The organism is Chromohalobacter beijerinckii (genome assembly GCF_023061185.1).
Lineage (GTDB): Bacteria > Pseudomonadota > Gammaproteobacteria > Pseudomonadales > Halomonadaceae > Chromohalobacter > Chromohalobacter beijerinckii.
Window position 1 is genome coordinate 1 of the sequence record NZ_JAKGAK010000027.1, and the last position, 18,353, is coordinate 18,353.

17 protein-coding genes are annotated in these 18,353 nt (G+C 61.0%); 6 read left to right on the plus strand and 11 right to left on the minus strand.

Going from position 1 to position 18,353, the window contains the following annotated elements; translation table 11 throughout:
- The coding region (locus L1075_RS14835; RefSeq protein WP_246942583.1) for a FadR/GntR family transcriptional regulator at positions 1–680 on the plus strand (680 nt) is incomplete at its 5' end.
- Positions 681–715: 35 nt separating this feature from the next.
- Here the strand turns inward: L1075_RS14835 and L1075_RS14840 are convergent.
- The 5 genes from L1075_RS14840 to L1075_RS14860 form a co-directional block, all read right to left on the minus strand.
- Complete coding sequence (locus L1075_RS14840; protein WP_246894551.1) at positions 716–2,137, minus strand: FAD-binding oxidoreductase; 1,422 nt, start codon at positions 2,135–2,137, stop codon at positions 716–718.
- A 25-nt stretch (positions 2,138–2,162) separates the two neighbouring features.
- Positions 2,163–3,419 (minus strand): TRAP transporter large permease, encoded by a 1,257-nt coding sequence (locus L1075_RS14845; protein ID WP_246942585.1) that lies wholly within the window; start codon positions 3,417–3,419, stop codon positions 2,163–2,165.
- Positions 3,416–3,898, minus strand: coding sequence for a TRAP transporter small permease (locus L1075_RS14850; protein WP_246894552.1), 483 nt, complete (start codon positions 3,896–3,898; stop codon positions 3,416–3,418). The genes L1075_RS14845 and L1075_RS14850 overlap by 4 nt, the downstream gene beginning before the upstream one ends.
- A 101-nt stretch (positions 3,899–3,999) precedes the next feature.
- Positions 4,000–5,070, minus strand: coding sequence for a TRAP transporter substrate-binding protein (locus tag L1075_RS14855; protein ID WP_246894553.1), 1,071 nt, complete (start codon positions 5,068–5,070; stop codon positions 4,000–4,002).
- Between the two features lie 206 nt (positions 5,071–5,276).
- Positions 5,277–6,593: an L-fuconate dehydratase gene (locus L1075_RS14860; RefSeq protein ID WP_246942587.1), complete on the minus strand. Its 1,317-nt coding sequence runs from the start codon at positions 6,591–6,593 to the stop codon at positions 5,277–5,279.
- A gap of 321 nt (positions 6,594–6,914) precedes the next feature.
- On the opposite strand from L1075_RS14860, the gene L1075_RS14865 reads away from it, so the two are divergent.
- Positions 6,915–8,444 carry a UxaA family hydrolase gene (locus L1075_RS14865; RefSeq protein WP_246942588.1) on the plus strand — a complete coding sequence of 510 codons (1,530 nt, stop codon included), beginning with the start codon at positions 6,915–6,917 and terminating at the stop codon, positions 8,442–8,444.
- 77 nt (positions 8,445–8,521) lie between these two features.
- A complete protein-coding gene (locus tag L1075_RS14870; RefSeq protein ID WP_246894556.1) occupies positions 8,522–9,490 on the plus strand; it encodes a GntR family transcriptional regulator in 969 nt (322 codons plus the stop codon).
- Positions 9,491–9,508: 18 nt separating this feature from the next.
- Here L1075_RS14870 and L1075_RS14875 read toward each other — a convergent pair whose 3' ends face one another.
- The 6 genes from L1075_RS14875 to L1075_RS14900 form a co-directional block, all read right to left on the minus strand.
- Positions 9,509–10,399: an NAD(P)-dependent oxidoreductase gene (locus L1075_RS14875; protein WP_246942591.1), complete on the minus strand. Its 891-nt coding sequence runs from the start codon at positions 10,397–10,399 to the stop codon at positions 9,509–9,511.
- A 49-nt stretch (positions 10,400–10,448) separates the two neighbouring features.
- A complete protein-coding gene (locus tag L1075_RS14880) occupies positions 10,449–11,516 on the minus strand; it encodes an Ldh family oxidoreductase (protein ID WP_246942593.1) in 1,068 nt (355 codons plus the stop codon).
- On the minus strand, positions 11,513–13,021 hold the full coding sequence (locus L1075_RS14885) for a tripartite tricarboxylate transporter permease (protein WP_246942594.1): 1,509 nt from the start codon (positions 13,019–13,021) through the stop codon (positions 11,513–11,515). Before L1075_RS14885 ends, L1075_RS14880 begins: the two co-directional genes overlap by 4 nt.
- A gap of 7 nt (positions 13,022–13,028) precedes the next feature.
- Positions 13,029–13,496 carry a tripartite tricarboxylate transporter TctB family protein gene (locus L1075_RS14890; RefSeq protein ID WP_246894560.1) on the minus strand — a complete coding sequence of 156 codons (468 nt, stop codon included), beginning with the start codon at positions 13,494–13,496 and terminating at the stop codon, positions 13,029–13,031.
- A gap of 13 nt (positions 13,497–13,509) precedes the next feature.
- Positions 13,510–14,487: a tripartite tricarboxylate transporter substrate binding protein gene (locus tag L1075_RS14895; protein ID WP_246942596.1), complete on the minus strand. Its 978-nt coding sequence runs from the start codon at positions 14,485–14,487 to the stop codon at positions 13,510–13,512.
- Positions 14,488–14,658: 171 nt separating this feature from the next.
- The gene (locus L1075_RS14900) at positions 14,659–15,792 is read right to left on the minus strand and encodes an iron-containing alcohol dehydrogenase (protein WP_246942598.1); all 1,134 of its coding nucleotides are present in this window, start codon (positions 15,790–15,792) and stop codon (positions 14,659–14,661) included.
- Positions 15,793–15,931: 139 nt separating this feature from the next.
- Between L1075_RS14900 and L1075_RS14905 the strand changes: the two genes are divergently transcribed.
- From L1075_RS14905 to L1075_RS14915, 3 genes are all read left to right on the plus strand, one after another.
- The gene (locus L1075_RS14905) at positions 15,932–16,906 is read left to right on the plus strand and encodes a LysR family transcriptional regulator (RefSeq protein ID WP_246894563.1); all 975 of its coding nucleotides are present in this window, start codon (positions 15,932–15,934) and stop codon (positions 16,904–16,906) included.
- A gap of 101 nt (positions 16,907–17,007) precedes the next feature.
- Positions 17,008–17,775, plus strand: a complete 768-nt coding sequence (locus L1075_RS14910; protein ID WP_246942600.1) for an SDR family NAD(P)-dependent oxidoreductase — start codon at positions 17,008–17,010, stop codon at positions 17,773–17,775.
- A 125-nt stretch (positions 17,776–17,900) separates the two neighbouring features.
- Positions 17,901–18,350: a hypothetical protein gene (locus L1075_RS14915; RefSeq protein WP_075370390.1), complete on the plus strand. Its 450-nt coding sequence runs from the start codon at positions 17,901–17,903 to the stop codon at positions 18,348–18,350.
- Positions 18,351–18,353 lie beyond the last annotated feature (3 nt).

Sequence of the window (18,353 nt, forward strand, 5' to 3'; positions counted from 1 at the left end):
GTGAGTTTCCCCCGGGGTCACTATTACCGCCCGAGCGGGATCTGGCGCAGCAGCTGGGCGTCAGCCGCGCATCGGTGCGTGAGGCGCTGATCGCCTTGGAAGTCGTGGGCATTGTCGAGGTGCGCGTGGGGCATGGGGTACTGGTCAAGGAAGTCGACGCCATGCCACCGGGCTCGGTGATGCAAGCCGCGGCGCGCAAGGAGCCGTGGGCGCTCGATCCTGAGTTCGCCAGCGAGATCGAACTCAATCTCGACGAGGAGATACCGCCGTTTTCCCTATTGCAGGCGCGGCGTTACCTCGAACCCGAGAATGCGGCCCTGGCGGCGATGAACGCCAGCGACGAGGACTTGAGTGCCATACGCGCGGCGCTGGAGCGCAACATCTACGATAACAACCATGGTGGTGGCAATCTGGCGGGAGATCGGCTTTTGCACATCCGCATCGCCGAAGCCTCGGGCAATGCGGCCTATGCGCTGTTGATCAAGCACCTGCTGGGCCACCAGTACGGCGTCATGTTCCGGCGCCTGCAGGAGTTGTTCATGGAGACCGGCATGCCGCAGCGCTCGCAGGAAGACCACGAGCGCCTGGTGGCCGCGATCGAGGCACGCGACCCGGCCGCGGCGCGTCAGGCCATGGAAGTCCACCTCGATCATGTATTGCGGGTTTTTTTCGCTGAGTAGCTGTCCTGTTTCCCGGATATCGGGCTTTCCCGAGATCACCGCGGCAGGATGCGGCCGGCGGCCATTAGTCCCTCCGGGTCGAAGAGGTGCTTGAGGCCTTTCAATAGCGTGTACTCGGTCTCGCCCAAATCCTCGAGGAAAGGTGCCTGTTTGACGCGCCCGATGCCATGCTCGGCACTGATGCTGCCATGGTGCGCATCGACGAGATCGAACAAGACTTCTTCCAGCTCATGCAGCAGCGCCTTCTTGGCCTCGAGATCGAGATTCGCGGGTGGTAGCAGGTTGAAGTGCAGGTTACCGTCGCCGATGTGGCCGTAGGCGATGACCTGTGTCTCCGGCGAGCGCTGGGCCATGGCGTGATTGGCGGCGTCACAGAACGCCGTCAACGACGAAATGGGCAGCGAGATATCGGTGCGCAGGTGTTCGCCCCGCATCTGCTGGCCTTCCAGCATGCTTTCACGTATCTGCCATAGCTGGGCCGCCTGAGACTCGCTGCTGGCGAGTACGCCATCCAGCACATGGCCCTGCTCCGAGCCCGTCTCGAAGAGATGCTCGATCATGGCATCGAGATCCACCGGGCCGCTGGCCGAGACCTCCATCAAGACATAGACCGGGTGCGCCTCGTCGAGCGGGTCGGGGAGATCCGGCGCCGCCTCGAATGCCAGTTCCATGCACACACGTGGAATCAACTCAAACGCCGAGAGCAGGTCACAACAACTACGGCGTGCCTGGGCGTAAAGCGCCAATGCCGAGGCGACATCGGGCACCGCGATCAGTGCGGTGCGGCTCGTCTGCGGCCGAGGCGCGAGCTTGAGCACTGCGCCGGTGATGATGCCCAGCGTGCCTTCGGCACCGATGAACAACTGCTTGAGGTCGTAACCGCGGTTGTCCTTGTGCAGAGCATGCATGCCGTTCCACAGGCGACCGTCGGGCAGCACGACCTCGAGCCCTAGCACCAACTGACGCATCATGCCGTAGCGCAACACGTTGAGCCCGCCGGCGTTGGTGGAGACGTTGCCGCCTATCTGACAACTTCCTTGTGCGCCGAGAGCGAGCGGGAAGTAGCAATCCGCCTCTTCGGCGGCATCCTTGACGTTTTGCAGGATGCAGCCGCTATCGACGCTCATGCTGAAGTTGATGGGATCGAGATGCCGAATCCGGTTCAGCCGCTCGAGGCTGATCATTAGTTCGCCGCGCTCGGGATCGGGTTGCGCGCCGCCGACGAGGCCTGAATGGCCTCCCTGCGCCACCATGGGAATCTGGTGACGATGACAGAACGCGACGATGTCGGCGACCTGTTCGGGGGTGCCGGGACGGGCGATCATCCAGGGATCGCCCCCTTTGTCGCCGGCCCAGTCGGTGGTGTAGCGAGCAAACTCCGCGGGGTCGTCGATGACCCCGCTAGCGCCCAGCAGCTCGGTCAGAAAACGATGTAGCTCGGCGGTATCGATCGGCATCGTATCGTCTCGTTGTCCTTTCATGTCACTTGTACCAGAGCACCAGGCCAGGGAAGGCCAGGAACGCGATGAGCAGCGCGATCAGCGTGAAGTAGTAGGGCAGCAGGCTCTTGACCAGTTCTTCGAGCTTGACCTTGCCGACCCCACAGCCGACATAGAGCACGGTGCCCACTGGCGGTGTGATCAGACCGATACCGAGTACGAACGACATCAGAACGCCGAAGTAGACCGGGTCGATGCCGAGCTTGACCACCACGGGCGTCATCAACGGCGCCAGAATGACCATGGCCGGCGTCAGGTCCATGAAGAAGCCCACGACCAACAGGAACAGCGTCAGAATACCCAGAATGAAGTACTTGTTCTGGGACAGCTCCGAGAGCATGACGACGATCTGCTGTGGAATAAGGTTGGCGGTCAAAAGCCACGCCAGAACGCTAGCAAACGCCAGCAACAGCAAGACCACCCCGGTCAAGCGGCCGGTGGAAACGCATAGGGCGAAGAAGCTTTTCATGGTGAGGCTGCGATACACGAACATCGAGACTACCACGGCGTACAGCAGGGCGATCGCGGCGCTTTCGGTGGGCGTGAAGACACCACTCAAGATTCCGCCGACGATGATGATCGGCAGCAGCAACGCGAGCACCGAGTCCTTGAGGGCGGCGATCAGTTCCTTGAAGTCGAACGGCTGCGCGGAGCCGGTCTTCTTGGACTGGAAATACGTCGCCATGGCGAGGCCCATGGTGATCAGAATCCCCGGTACGATACCGGCCATGAACAGCTGCGAAATAGAGGTGCCGGTCACGACCCCGAAGAGAATCATCGGGATAGACGGTGGAATGATGATGCCGACCACCGAGGCAGCGACGACGATGGCGGTGGCGCGCGGCCCCGAATAGCCGTGTTGCTTCATGGGGTTGATCATCATGCTACCCACCGCGGAGGCGTCCGCCACGGCGGAGCCGCTGATGCCGCCGAAGAACATCGAGGTCAGCACGGTCACTTGGCCCAGACCGCCGGCGACGAAGCCGACCATGGCGCTGGCCAGGCGTACTAGGCGCTTGGCGATGCCGCCCGAGCTCATGACCTCGCCAACGAGGATGAATAGAGGGATAGCCAGCAAGGGGAACGAGTCAAGCCCGTTGACGGCTTCCGATACCAGCGAGGAGAGGCCGTAGTCGGCGAAGTGGAAGATGAACAGGCAGATCGCGGCCAGGCCAAACGAGATCGGCATGCCGATCACGATGCAGGCGAACAGCCCTAAGAGAATGCTCCATAGGATCATGCCGCACCTCGCTTGAAGACTTTATAGAGAAAAATCGTGTTACCGATGATGGTGAGTACTGCCATGACCACCATCGCGCTATAGAGGACGGTCTTGGAAATGCCCAGGAAGGGGGTCGTCCCCACATAGCCTGAGATGATGTTGTTGAAACCGAGGAAGATACTGATGCAAACGGCATAGATGATCGCTGCTGCAAGCAGGGCGAAAATCTTCTGCAGTATGGGAGGCGCCTTGTCCTTGAATAAGGTCACGGCGACATGTTCGTTGGTTAGACTGGCGATGCCCGCGCCGAGTAGCACCATCCAGATGAAGAACAAGCGTGAAATTTCCGCTGCCCAGGCAAAGGAGTAGCTGAATATGAAGCGCCCGAAGACGTTCATCGAGACGGTAACGACCACGCCAATGACGAGGAGCCCGATGATGACGTCCAATCCGCTTATCAGCTTGTTCAAGTAGGCGTTACCCGAACGTGACTTCATGAAGCCTCCAAGGAGGGGATGCTTATCGTGTTGATGCCAAAAGCAGGGAAGGGCGTGACCGACCTTCCCTGCGTACGTGTGCTACTTAGGATGTGTGGTGCTTATTCTTGCTCTTGTGCCTGCTGCACCTGCTCGCGGATGTCGTCGATCAGCTCGCCGCCGATCTCGTCGCGCCAATCTTCATAGACCGGTTCCAGCTGGTCCTGGAAGACCTTGACTTGCTCGGGGCTCAATTCGGTGATCTGCATGCCTGAATCTTTCAGGTCTTGCTTGATCTGATCGTTCAGCGTACGGCTAACTTCACGCTGGTAATCGCCCATCTTGGTGGCCGCGTCGCGAACCAACGCTTGATAGTCCTCTGGCAGACGATCCCAGAAGCGAGCAGAGACCAAGGTGATGAATGGCGTGTAGACGTGGTTGGTTTCAGTGGCGTAGTCCTGCACTTCGTTGAACTTGGACGACTCGATGGTGATCCAGGGGTTTTCCTGGCCATCGACGACACCTTGCTCAAGCGCCGTGAACAGTTCCGCGAAGGACATCGGCGTGGGGTTGGCACCCAGTGTCCGCCAGATATCCAGGTGGAGATCGTTTTCCATGGTGCGGATCTTCAGACCATCGAGATCTTCCGGCTTTTCGACGGGATGCTGACTGTTGGTCAACTGGCGATAACCATTCTCGCCCCAGCCGATGGCGACGAGGCCCTGAGAGGACGCATCTTCGAGCATTTGCTGACCGATCTCGCCATCGAGCACGGCATCCGCCATTTCCGGCTGTGGGAACAGGAACGGCAGGTCGAATACGGCGAACTGCGGGAACATGTTCACGAGCGGTGAGGTGGACGGCATGGTCATTTCCAGCGTGCCGGCCTGGAGTGCGCTGGTGGCTTCGCGGTCATCGCCTAGCTGCGCACCGGGGAAGAGATCCACTTGGATGTGCCCGTCACTACGTTGTTCGACGATCTTCTCGAAATACTCGAGGCCGCGGTATTGCGCGCCGGATTCCGTGGTACCGATGCTGAATTTGATCTTGAAGTCGCCATCGGCTTGAACCTTGTCGCCTGTGACGTCGGGCAGTGGGGGCATTTCGGTCGCCGCGGAGGCGCTCAGTGCGGTCAAGCCGAGAAAGGCACCGCCGACGACCGAAACAAAGCGTGTCGTTGTGGTTGTTGTCATCTTGTCCTCCTGGAACTGATGGTTAGTGCTGGCATGTGTGTCACGAATGACACCGGTATCATCGCGACCTGCACCAGAAACCCTTGCCTACTGATGGGTCACGCGATGTCCTCGGCAGATGGTGTGTCTGCTCTTGAGCATCTTAATGTTGAACATACACCTAGATGCCCCCCGTTGAGACTTCATCGTTAGTCGTAGATGGCCAATTAATTTTCGTTGGAAGCCGCATGCCAGGCCTCTCCCTCGGGGTAGCGATGACGTTCGAGAGAGTCGTCATGCATGGTGATGCTGTAGCCGGGGGCTTCGGGTACCTGATAGCGACCACGCTCAATACGTACCGGATCGACGAAATGCTCATGAAGATGGTCGACGTATTCGAGGATGCGGCCGTCCAGCGAGCCGGAGACGGCAATATAGTCGAACAGCGAGATGTGTTGAGTGTACTCGCACAGCCCCACGCCACCGCCATGCGGGCAGACCGGCACATCGAACTTGGCGGCCATCAGCAGCACCAGGATCACTTCGTTGAGTCCGCCCAGCCGCGCGGCATCGATCTGGCAATAGTCGATGGCGTCGGCCTGCAATAGCTGCTTGAACATCACGCGGTTATGGCAGTGCTCGCCGGTGGCGACACCCATGGGGTCGAGACGGCGACGAATTTCGGCATGGCCGAGAATGTCGTCGGGGCTGGTGGGTTCCTCGATCCACAGCGGATCGAATTCCGCCAGGTCGCGCATGTTGGCGATGGCTTCGTCCACGTCCCACATCTGGTTGGCGTCCATCATCAGCTCACGGTCCCAGCCGATTTCGTCACGCAGTATGCGGGCGCGTTGGCGATCCTCCTCTAGATTGCCGCCGACCTTCTGCTTGAAATGCGTCCAGCCTTCGGCCAGCGCTTCGCGCGCCAGGCGCCGCATCTTGTCCTCGGAGTAGCCGAGCCAACCGGCGGAAGTGGTATAGCCGGGATAGCCCTCGGCGCGCATATGGGCTTCGCGCTCGCCTTTGCCGGCTTCCTTGCGCTTGAGCAAGGCGATGGCCTCCTGCGGCGTCAGCGCATCGGTAACGAAACGGAAGTCCAGGCACTGAACCAACTGTTCGGGAGACATGTCCGCCAGCAGCTTCCAGACCGGTTTGCCTTCGCGCTTGGCCCATAGATCCCATACGGCGTTGACGATGGCCGCCGCCGCCAGGTGCATGACGCCCTTTTCCGGTCCCAGCCAACGCAGTTGGCTATCACCACTGGTGAGATCGCGCCAGAAGGTGCCCATATCGGCGGTTATCGCGTCGAGATCGCGCCCCACAATACGCGAGGCCAACGCCTCGACGCCCTTGACGCAGACATCGTTGCCGCGCCCGATGGTAAAGGTCAGGCCATGGCCTTGATGGTCATCGTCGGCATCGGTGGTGAGGGTCACGTAGGTGGCCGAATAATCCGGCGCTGCGTTCATGGCGTCCGAGCCGTCGAGCTGCCGCGAGGTGGGGAAGCGAATATCACGCGCTTGCAGGTGGGTAATCGTGGTCATGATCTAGGGTCCTGAAGAGAGAGCGGTCTGCGCCGCGTCAACGAGTGTTTTCAGGATCAGACTAAGGCGAACCATCAATAACAGGCCAATCGCAATTTTATTGTGGCGATTTCTTCTAGTTATCGCGTGATGCGAGGGCTCGCGAGGCTGCTCATGGTGCGTTAAGATTTTAATTGAACATTGTGTGCAATATTCAATATTGTGACGTTGGTCTAATCGACGTTTTCCGATCGGCGTCTGAGAGTAGATTTAGAAGCAATGTCCCGAAACCGATGCGTCCCACCGTGGCGGCGAGGCGTGTCCTTGTTACCGAGGTCCATCATGCAGCTCATCAATACGACACCGTCGGTCATCCGACTCAATGCGACCGATAACGTGGGGGTCGCCACGCGTGCCGTGCCGGAAGGCCTGCCGCTCGGCGTCGACGAGTGCGTGGCACGTCACAATATCGATGCCGGACACAAGGTGGCGCTGACACCGCTCGCTGAGGGAGACAACGTCATCAAGTACGGCCAGGTCATCGGCCGGGCGAGCCGCGATATCGACGTCGGCGAACACGTGCATACTCATAATCTTGCCATGCTCGAGCGCGATACGGCGCTGGAGGGCTTCGAGCCATTTCCGCGCACGTCGGCGAGTGATTCGCGGCGCACCTTCATGGGCTATCACCGTCCCAATGGGCAGGTAGGCACCCGCAACTACATCGGTATTCTGTCGACCGTGAACTGCTCGGCGACCGTGGCCAAGGTCGCTGCTGAACGGCTCAATGCGGAGGGTGAGATCGCGGCGCTGGGGTTTGATGGCGTGGTGCCGATTACCCACGGTTCGGGTTGCGCGATGAATACCGAGTCCGAGGGGTTTGCATTTCTCGAGCGTGTCATCGCGGGCTATGCGCGGCATCCCAACTTCGCGCACGTGGTAATCATCGGGTTGGGCTGCGAGACCAACCAGGTCAAGCAACTGGTGGAAAAGTCGGGGCTGGAAGAGGCCGGGCGTCTGGCCTACTTCAACATTCAGCAGGTCGGCGGTACGCGCGCCAGCATCCAGATGGCTTGTGACAAGGTGCTGGACATGGCGCGCAGCCATGAACGCGATGAGCGCCGCCCCGCGCCGCTCCATCACTTGAGCGTAGCGCTGCAATGTGGTGGTTCGGACGGATACTCGGGTATCACCGCCAATCCGGCGTTGGGACACGCTGCCGATCTGATCGTGCGTCATGGAGGCAGCGCGATCCTGAGCGAAACGCCGGAGATTTACGGCGCCGAGCATTTGTTGTTGGATCGCGCGGTCGATGTAGATGTCGCGCGTAAGCTGCTGGCACGCATCGCTTGGTGGAAGCATTACACCGAGATCAACGGTGCGGAGCTCAACAATAACCCTTCGCCGGGCAATAAGGCCGGCGGCCTGTCGACGATTCTGGAAAAATCCCTGGGCGCGGTGGCCAAGGGTGGGGCATCGAGCCTCAACGATGTGCTCGAGTACGCCGAGCCGCTCAAGGTGCCGGGCTTCAATTTCATGGACAGTCCCGGCTATGACCCGGTCTCGGTCACCGGACAGATCGCCTCGGGGGCGACCGTGGTGTGCTTCACCACCGGGCGTGGCTCGGTCTCCGGCTTCAAACCGGCGCCGTGCCTCAAGCTGGCCACCAACACGCACATGTATGAGACCATGCAAGAGGATATGGATCTCAACTGCGGCGCCATCATCGACGGTGACGTCTCGGTGGAGGAGATGGGCGAGGCGATCTTCGAACGGATCGTCGCCGTCGCGTCCGGCGACGCCAGTGCCAGCGAATCGCTAGGCTATGGCAGCAATGAATTCGTGCCCTGGATGGTCGGCGCGATCACCTGATGAGTACCGCGCTGGCATCACGTTAAAGGACGCTCGAAGCGCGCGTGGGCACATTAATCGGGGAGTACGACAGCCGCATGGCCAGATCGTTGAAGGATCAACTTTATCGGGTAGTCCGCGAGGCCATCGAGGATGGACGCCTCGAGCCGGGGTTGGTGCTGCTGGAAGGACATCTCGCCGAGCATTTCGCGATGAGCCGTTCGCCGGTCCGCCAGACCTTGGCTCGCCTCCATGAAGAAGGACGAATCTGTCGCTTCGAAGGGCGTGGCTACCAAGTGGGGGCGCAACCTGGCGACGCGGTGCGCCGTTCGCTGGGCAGGAGCGATTTCCGCGCCTCACGTATCGAACGCACGGATACTTGGCGGGCGCATGCCGAAAGCGTAGAGCGCGACGTGGTGCTGTGCTCGATGAAAGGGCGCTTCGAACTCAATGAGTTGCAACTGGCGCGCTCGTTGTCGGTGAGCCGGACCCTGACGCATCGTATTCTGCTGTATCTGCAGAGCATCGGGGTGGTGGAAAAGGTCAAGTACAGCAGTTGGACGGTGGTGCCGCTGGACGATACGCGCCTGCACGATCTTTACCAGGCACGGCGTCAGCTAGAACCGTTCATGATGACCCGTGCCGCCGAGACGTTGAGCGACGCGGATATACAGCGTTATCTGACGCGCTTGGACGATGCCGCGCGCGATTACCCCAAGGTGCCCAGCGCATTGCTCGATGCCCTCGAGAACGATCTGCACCACGAGGCACTGATGCGCGGTAACAATGCCGAAATCATGACCATGTTGCGTCGCACACGCCCGATTCTATTGATCAGCAAGCACCTATTGGGCTCGTCGATCGAATTGCCCAGCGTGGCGCCATTCTTTGACGAACACCGCCATGTGTTCGAAAAAGCGCGTGCCCGTCGCGGCGAAGATGCAGGGCGCGCTCTCGAAGAACATTTGGCGCGCTCCGAATCCCAGGTGCAGACGCGCCTGAGCGACTTCCGCGAGGCCGGTGCCATTGAAGTGCCGGACTATCTGCGCGAGGTCGCGCCTTCCTGATCGGTGACTTGCCGCCGGTCAGCTCGGGCGTTCGCCGTTGCGCCGGCGCAGCTCGCGGATCAGGGCGCTGTGGTCCAAATCGCCGTCGCCGTGCGCGACCATATCGGCGAACAAGCCATCCACCAGACGGGATACCGGAAGCTCGAGTGACAGCTCATCCGCGAGCGCTTGGGCTGTTTGTGTGTCCTTCCATTGCCATTTGGCGGGTCCGCCGGGACGGAAATCTTCCTTTAGCATGCGTTCGCCGTGGACTTGAAGGATCGTCGAGTCGGCGAAGCCGCCCAGCAAGGCCTCGCGCACTTTGCCGGGGTCGGCACCGCCGCGTTCAGCGAGTAGCAGAGCCTCGGCCACCGTGGCGATGGTATTGGCGACGATCGTCTGATTGGCCAGCTTGGCGAGTTGACCACTCCCGGCGGGACCGACATGCACGTCGCGTCCGAGGTGTGAAAAAAGCGCTCGCGCTCGAGCGTAGGTGTCCGTTTCGCCGCCGACCATGATCGCCAACTTACCGTCGATGGCGCCGCGTTCGCCGCCGGAAACAGGTGCATCCAGATAGCCGACGCCCGCTGTTTCGGCGGCCTGCGCCTGGCCTCTGGCAGTCTCGACCGGGATCGAACTCATCACCACCAGAATCGCACCGGGTGCCATGTGGGCGATCACGCCGTCGTCGCCTAGCAAGACGTCATCGCATACCGGTCCCGAGCTGAGCATGACGATGATGAAATCGGCGTCGGTGGCGGTGTCGTTCGCCGAATGGGCTACTTCGATACCGTGCTCGCGTAGTGTCTCTGTCTTGTCGGGCGTGCGGTTCCAGGCGCGGACCCGATGGCCCGCCTCGGCGATACGGCGGGCCATCGGCGCGCCCATGAGGCCAGTGCCGATGACACCGATGGTCTGGGTGTCATGCATGTTCTGATCTTTTGTCATCTTATTCCCCGGTCACGTATCATTTCTTCGGTCATAGACCCAGTGCGCGACTCAACGATCCGTCTGCCAATGTCGAGCCAGCGACGGCCTGGCGTAGCGACTCGACGACATCATCGGGCAGAGGAATTCCCTCACGTAGATACTGCTGCCGCTTGGCGAGGCCGGACTGGCCAGGTAAGCGCACCGCGACGTCGGGGTCGGCGCGCTCGGACTCGAGGCAGCGCCGGGTGAGGAAGTCGGTTTCCTCGACGAAGGCATCGGTGCCGCCGAAACGCGCCGGATCGATGACCATCACGGTGGCCGAGGCGCCCCATTGTGTGGGGGCGTCCTTGCGACCGAAACCGCCGAGAGCCGAGGTCAGCGCCTCGACCATCAGACCCAGGGCGAATCCCTTGTGGCCGAAGGCTTGCCCCCCAAGTGGCAGAATGCTGCCGGGCGGGGTGGTGAAGAAGTCCTCGGGGTCGTCGCTGGCCGTTCCCCGGTTGGTGAGGATGGCGGGATGTGCGAGCTTGCCGCCCTCGGCGCGTGTCTTGTTGACGGTGCCGTTGGTGATGCTCGACATGCTGACATCGATCAGCATGGGATTGTCGCGACCCGGGATGCCGATCGCCAGCGGATTTGGCGTATACGCCGGGGTTATGCCGCCATAAGGTGCGACTGACGCTACCGCGGGGTCCGAGCTGAGCACGACGGGCACCAGGTCGCGTTCGACGAGAGGGCGCAGATAAGCCGCCAGGCAGGCGATGTGATGGGAGCGTTTGAGCGTGACGATGCCGATGCCAAAGCCTTCGGCCGCTTGCCGGGCATGCTCCAGAGCACGCCTTATCAGATAAGGCCCCAATACATAGTGTCCATCGATCACGGCGGCCACGGGGCTGCTTTCCGTCATCTCGAGTGTGTCGGGGTCGCCACTTGCTTTGCCGGCTTTTAGGTCCTTGAGATAGCCATTCGCCAGCTTGATGCCATGCGTGTGGTGGCCGAGAAGGTCGCCCTCGACCAGTACATCGGCGGTGGTGTCGGCGACCTCTCGATGTGCGCCGGCCTCCTCGAAGAGGGCCGTCAAGAGCTCATGGAGGTGTTCAGGAGAGTAGGTGGTCATGGCGTCCTCGAAGATTGGGGAGCGCCGCGATAACGGCGATAGAGACGAATGAATAACGGCAAGAACCAGATCAGGATAACCATGGCGCCCAGGCTCGCGCTGATCGGGCGCGAGAAGAAACTGAGCAGGTCGCCGTTGCTCTTGAGCATCGAGCTCATGAAGTTGTTTTCCAGCGTGCCGCCAAGTACCAGCCCCAGAATGGCCGGGGCCATGGGGAAGTCGTTGCGAGCCAGGATGTAGGCCACCAGACCAATGATCAGCATGATCCATACATCGGTGATGGCGTTATTGATGGCGAAGGCGCCGACGATGCAGAAGCACAGGATGATCGGCATCAGGATCTTGCGCGGGGTCAGGATGAAGACCTTCGCCGAGCGAATGGCGATATAGCCGATGGGCAGCATGATCAAGTTGGCGATGAAGAACACCGTGAACAGAGCGTAGACCAGGCCGCCACCGTCCATGAAGATGGTGGGGCCGGGGTTCATGCCCTTCATGTACAACACGCCGATGACGATGGCGGTGATCGAGTCGCCGGGGATGCCGAAGACCAGCGCTGGCACCCAGGCGCCGCTGATACCGGAATTGTTGGCCGAGCTGGCATCGACGATGCCTTCGATGTGACCGGTCCCGTAGGCTTCCCGGTTCTTCGACCGGCTCTTGCCCATGGCGTAGGAAATCCACGCCGCGATGTCCGCGCCTGCACCGGGCAGGGCACCGATCAGGGTACCGGTCGAGCTGCCGCGCAGCAGATTGCGCCAGTAGTGCTTGAGGTGCTTGGGAACGCTGCCGAAGACCTTGTCCTTGTGCACGGCGGGGACGTTGCGCCCCTCGTTGCTGGAACTGTAGAACATCATCAGCTCATTGAGCGCGAACATGCCGATCATCACGGGGATGAAATTGATGCCGGCCATCAAATCCGGAATGCCGAACGTGAAGCGCGGCGCACCGCTCATCATGTCGAGGCCGACGGTGGAAAGCAGCAGCCCCACTAGCAAGGACAGGAAGGCCTTGGTCTTGGAGCCGATAGAAATGAAAATCGAGCAGCTCAGACCCAGCAAGGCCAGCCAGAAATACTCGAACGAGCTGAACTTGAGCGCGACCTCGGCCAGCGAGGGCGATACGAAGACCAGCACCAGCGTGCCGAACAACCCGCCGAATATCGAGCACACCAGGTTGGTACCCAGCGTTTCGCGCGCGCGCCCTTGTCGTGCCAACTGGTGCGATTCGCCGACGTAGGCGGCTGAGGCGGGCGTACCGGGTATATTGAGATAGGTACCGGGAATGTCACCGGCAAAGATCGCCATCGCCGACGTGGTGACAATGGCCGCGATGGCGGGCGTCGGGTCCATGTAGAAGGTGATGGGAACCAGAAGCGCAACGGCCATGGTGGCGGTCAGCCCAGGCACGGCGCCGACGAAGACCCCAAAGATGGCGGCACCGAAGATGACCAGCAATGTCTGGAAATTGAAGACCAGTGCCAGGCCTTGCAGAAATGCATCCATGACTTACTTACCCCCAGACGCCCAATAGTCCCTCAGGAAGGGGAATGAGCAAGTAGCGAGAAAACAACAGGTCGATGACCAGTGCTGCGACGAGGGAAACGCCAAGTGCCAGCAGAGGCGACGTGCGCCGTGCCAGCATCAATACGAACATGATCAGAGCGAGGCTGAGCAGGGCGCCCAGCCACTCGCTGGTGAGAATATAGAAAACGATGGCCAGGGCGGGCAGCAGCGAGAGCAGCGTGTTGCGCAACTGCTCACGCTCCATGCGCCAGGTCATACCGTGTCCGATGCCCTTGAGTGCCCCGACACGACTGATGGCGAGTATCAGGCCACCAATCATGAACCCTCCCCCGATGAGGGAGGGAAACAGTGACGGCCCGTATTGCAGGCTCGGCATGGTGGGGAACCCTTGGGCCACGACATAGACGATAGCGCCCGCTGCAATGAACGCGAGGCCGAGGAGAAAGTCTTTCATCGTGGCCTCCCGGCTATTTGGCCAAACCGACTTGTTCAACGATCTTGCCAAAGCGTTCGTCCATGTCCTCCATCAGCTGGCCGAAGTCCTCGGCATTGCGCCATTCGGTACCGAAGCCTTGCTTGGCCATGAACCCTTGGTAGGTGTCGCTGTTGTAGGCGGCTTCCAGCGCATCTTCCAGTGTCGAGACGATCTCGGGATCCATGCCTTTGGGGCCTGCGATGCCGCGCCATTCACCGATCTGGTAGTCGCTGCCGATGGCCTCCTGGACCGTGGGCACGTCGGGGAAGCTGTCGAGGCGTTCGGGTGCCATGATCCCCAGGCTTGCGGCACGCCCGGACTCGATCATCGAGCGGCCCTCGGGCACCGAGCTTGGCACGATGTCGATGCCGCCAGCGGCGAGTTCGGTCATGGCGGGTGCTGCGCCTTGGCTGGGGATCCAGGTGACGCGGTCGGGTTCCAGGCCTTGATCCATCAAGAAGCCGGCGAACGCCAGGTGCCAGACGCCCCCTTGGCCGGTACCGGAGGCGGTGTAAGTGCCCTTGGGTTGTTCGCCTACGGTTTTGACCAGGTCTTCGAGGTCATCGAAGGGACCATCGGCGGCGACCTGAACACCCGCGTAGTCGTAGTTGATCTGTGCGATGGGTGTGTAATCCCGGTAGGTCAGATCGGTGAGGCCTTGCCAATGCATCATATTGATCTCGCCTGTGACCAGGCCGAGCGTATAACCGTCGGGATTGGCGCGGGCAATGGCGCTGTGGCCCACCACGCCACTACCGCCAGTGCGGTTGACGACGTTGACCGTCGCGTCGAGTTCTTCTTCCATGGCCTTGGCGATGGTGCGGGCGGTGGCGTCGGTACCGCCGCCAGCGGCCCAGGGGACGATGATGGTGATGGGTTTCTCTGGGTAGTCGGCGAGGGCCGGCCCGGCGATGGCGGTGAGCAGGACGGCGATGCTGGTGAGTCCGGCTTTGTTGTGCAGTTTGAGCATGATCGATCCTTGTTATTGGCGTGTCATGAAGTGTTGTCGTGCACGGGATGCGTCTTTCAAGTTAGTTCTTAATGTACATTGTGCGCAATATTCATTTGTCTAGACTTTGGTCTATCGAGTAGATTGAATCTCCTCTTTTTTCAGTTAGTTAAGCTTCTATAAAAACGATCTTCATAGCGCCTCCAAGAGCATTCGCTGAAAATCGTCATGTGTCGGAGCACGCGGATTGGTGGCAGTGGAATGGTCTTCCAGCGCCCATTGGGCAACCGGTGCCAGGCGTTCGCGCGTAACGCCCAGGTCGCTCAAACGCGTGGGCAAGCCCAAGTCGATGTTGAGCTGAGTAAAGGCCTCGACGACGTCCGTACCGGGGGCCAGCCCCATCGCATCGCGAAGCCGGGCGAACTTTTCGCCGCAATGGTCTTGGTTGAAGCGCAGCACGATGGGCATCAGCAAGGCATTGAGCGTGCCATGATGAAGCTTCAGGTCGTGGAAGCCGCCCAGGGCGTGAGAAAGAGAGTGCACGGCGCCGAGGCCTTTCTGGAACGCCAAGGCGCCTTGCGTGGCGGCCATCAACATCTCCCGGCGTGCTTCCAGGTTGCTACCATCGCTTACGGCAGTGCGAATATAGCGCGTGGCACGCTGCAATCCGTCCAGGGCGATGGCGTCGGCGGGTGGATTGAAGCGTGGGCTGAGAAATGTCTCGACACAATGCGCGATGGCGTCCATGCCGGTGGCGGCGGTCAGGTGCGCCGGTAGCGATAGCGTCAGCAGTGGATCGCAGATCGCCACGTCGGGAATCAGATGCGGCGAGAGGAAGCCGAGCTTACGTTCATCGCGCATGCTGATCAGGGCGGCGCGTCCGACCTCGCTACCCGTTCCCGCCGTGGTGGGAATCGCCACCAATGGCAGCACCTGGCTGCTGATATGGGCGGCACCGCCCTCAATCATCGCATATTGCCGCAATGGCGCGGGATGGCTGGCCAGCAGGGCGACCCCCTTGGCGAGGTCGATGCTCGACCCGCCGCCCAGCGCGACGATGCCGTCGCAGGCATGCTCGCGGAAACTGGCCACGGCGTCTTCGATGGCGATCTCGGTGGGATTGGCAGGCGTGCCGTCGTAAACCGGGACTGGACGTGTACCGCCGATGGCCTCTTGAACGCGTGTGACCAGTCCGCTGGCGGTGAGCCCGGCATCGGTCACGATCAAGGGTGTGGCGACACCGAGCTGTGCCAATTCGTCGGCGAGATCGTCCAGGGCATCGTCGCCGAAGCGTATCTTGGTGAGGTAGTTGATGATCGAACTCATGGCGGACTCCTTGTGACCTTGGCATTGCCAAGGCGGGAATTGTTGTTAGCGTTTCGCTCAGGCTATGGCCGCATTGAAATCACAATCCAATCGAAGTTTATGGCATTGTGATTCGTTCTGGTTATCAGGAAGGGCGATCATGACGGCGAGCAAGCTTTCACATGCACATCTGTGTGCCTGGTTGCGTTTCAAGCATCTGATGTTGCTGACCACTTTGGCTGAGAGCCGCAACATGCATGCCACGGCGCGGGTCATGCATCTGAGTCAGCCGGCGGCGAGCAAGATGCTGCGCGATCTAGAGGCGTATTTCGGTTTCGCGCTTTTCGAACGCTTGCCGCGGGCCATGCAGCCCACCGAGCTGGGCGAGCAGGTCATTCGCCATGCGTGGATCCTGCTCAATGACATGGAACGTCTGGTGGATGACATCAATGATCTGCGTGAAGGGGGCTATGGCCAGCTGCTGATCGGCGCCATCGCCGCTGCCGCGCCGGAAATCCTGCCGGCGGCGATTGCACGGCTCAAACGTGATCGGCCACGCTTATCGGTGAGCCTGCAGGAGCAAACCAGCGATCGCTTGTTGCTCGAACTCGAGCACAAGCGCCTGGATGTCGTCATCGGACGTTTGACGCATGTCAGTCAGCACAATCTATTCGATTTCGAGCCGTTGCTGGACGAACCGCTGCGGGTCGTGGTGCGCCGCGATCATCCTTTGACGCGGCTTGAGCACGCTCCGGGATTGGACGAACTGAGTCACTGGCCCTGGATCCTGCATCCGTTGTCGAGCCCCATGCGTGGCGTATTCGAGTCGGCCCTGGCGGAAGAGGGCATCGCCACGCCGGCCAATGTGGTCGAAACCACTTCGATTCAGGCAACCCTGCAATTGCTGCAGTCCTCGGACATGCTGGCGGTATTGCCGCGCTCGGTGATGCGACGTCCGCTGGCGGGCGGGCAATACGTCGTGCTCGAACGTGTGATCGGCAAGCCGCTGGACTACTACGGCATCATTACGCGTCGTCAAGAGCCACACTCCGCGGCCGCCGACGAGTTGATCGCTCATCTGCGGCAGTTGGCCAGCGAGGCGCTGTTGCCGGCGGACGGCGCGAACGACACCTAAGTCTAATGCCCGAGGGCGCGACGATCTGAAATCCTTGAACGACATTCTGTGTGATGTATGACAGGCGTGCGAGACACGTTCTAGCAATCAAGGAGATCACGATGTTCGAGGAATTGCATGGCAAGCGTGTGTTGGTCACGGGTGCGAGCACGGGGATCGGGGCCGCCGTTGCCCAGCGTTTCGGTGCGCTCGGCGCGCATGTCGTCGTGCACTACAACGCCAGCGAAGCGCCGGCGCGCCAAGTGGCCGAGGTGATCGAACGCGACGGTGGCAAGGCGTTCACGCTGCAGCAGGATGTCAGTACCGCCGAAGGAGCGGTCGCCGTCGTCGATCGGGCCGTCGCGCAATTGGGCGGTCTGGACATTTTGATCAATAACGCCGGCGACATGCTGGGACGCGTACCGGCGGGTGATATCGAGGCCGAGCATTACGCGCGGGTCATGGATCTCAACGTCCGCTCGGTGACGCTGGCGACGCGCGCGGCCATCGCGCATTTCCGTCGTCAGGGTGAGGGCGGCAAGATCATCAACACCACTTCGGTGGCCGCACGCAACGGTGGCGGCCCCGGCGCGTCGTTGTATGCCTCGGCCAAGGCGTTCGTGAGTTCGTTCACGCGGGGCATGGCCAAGGAGCTCGCGGCGGATAACATTCGCGTCAATGCCGTGGCGCCGGGAGTCATCGTCACGCCATTCCACGATCGACACAGTAGCGACGCTCAGCTCGAGGCCATGCGTGCCGGCATTCCCATGGGGCGACTCGGTACGCCCGAGGAGTGCGTGGGGGCGTTCTTGTTTCTGGCCACCGATGCCTTGAGCGGTTATGTCACCGGCCAGATCGTCGAGGTCAACGGTGGGCAACTGATGCCCTAGGCAGTGTCTGCAAAGTGCCTAATCCGATGTGTCGATACGTTGGCATCGGCCCACGCCGTGCCTGAACCGCGAGGCCATCGCTGGTATCCTTGTCATTATTCTTCTTCGAAAGATAACGGGATTCCATGGCCTCGCTTTCCTTGTTCCTTTCCATCCTGATTTCTGCGGTGGCGCTGACAGCCGCCTTTACCATGCTGGTCTATCGCTGGATGGGGCGGCGTGCGTCGTCTTCCGGCAAGCAACGCGGCAAGAACACGTCCAAGCGTACCAATACCGCCTCACGCAAAGGTTCCTCTCGGGCGAGCGCCAAGACGCAGAAACAGCCTCCCTCTCGGCCTCGACTGTCGTTCCTGCGCTTGCCGACATGGCTGCGCGCCAGCCTGCCGTTGGGGATGATGCTGACGTTGATCGCGGCCGTGGGGCAGTTGGCGCTGCAGGGCATGCACAATGCGCATCAGGTGGCCGCGGACGATCCGCGCTTGCCGTCGCTGGAAAACGTGCTCGACGGTATTTCGTTGCTCGCTCTGGTGCTCTTGTTCGTGGGTATCGTCGCCTGGCTTGCGCCTCGTCAATGAAGC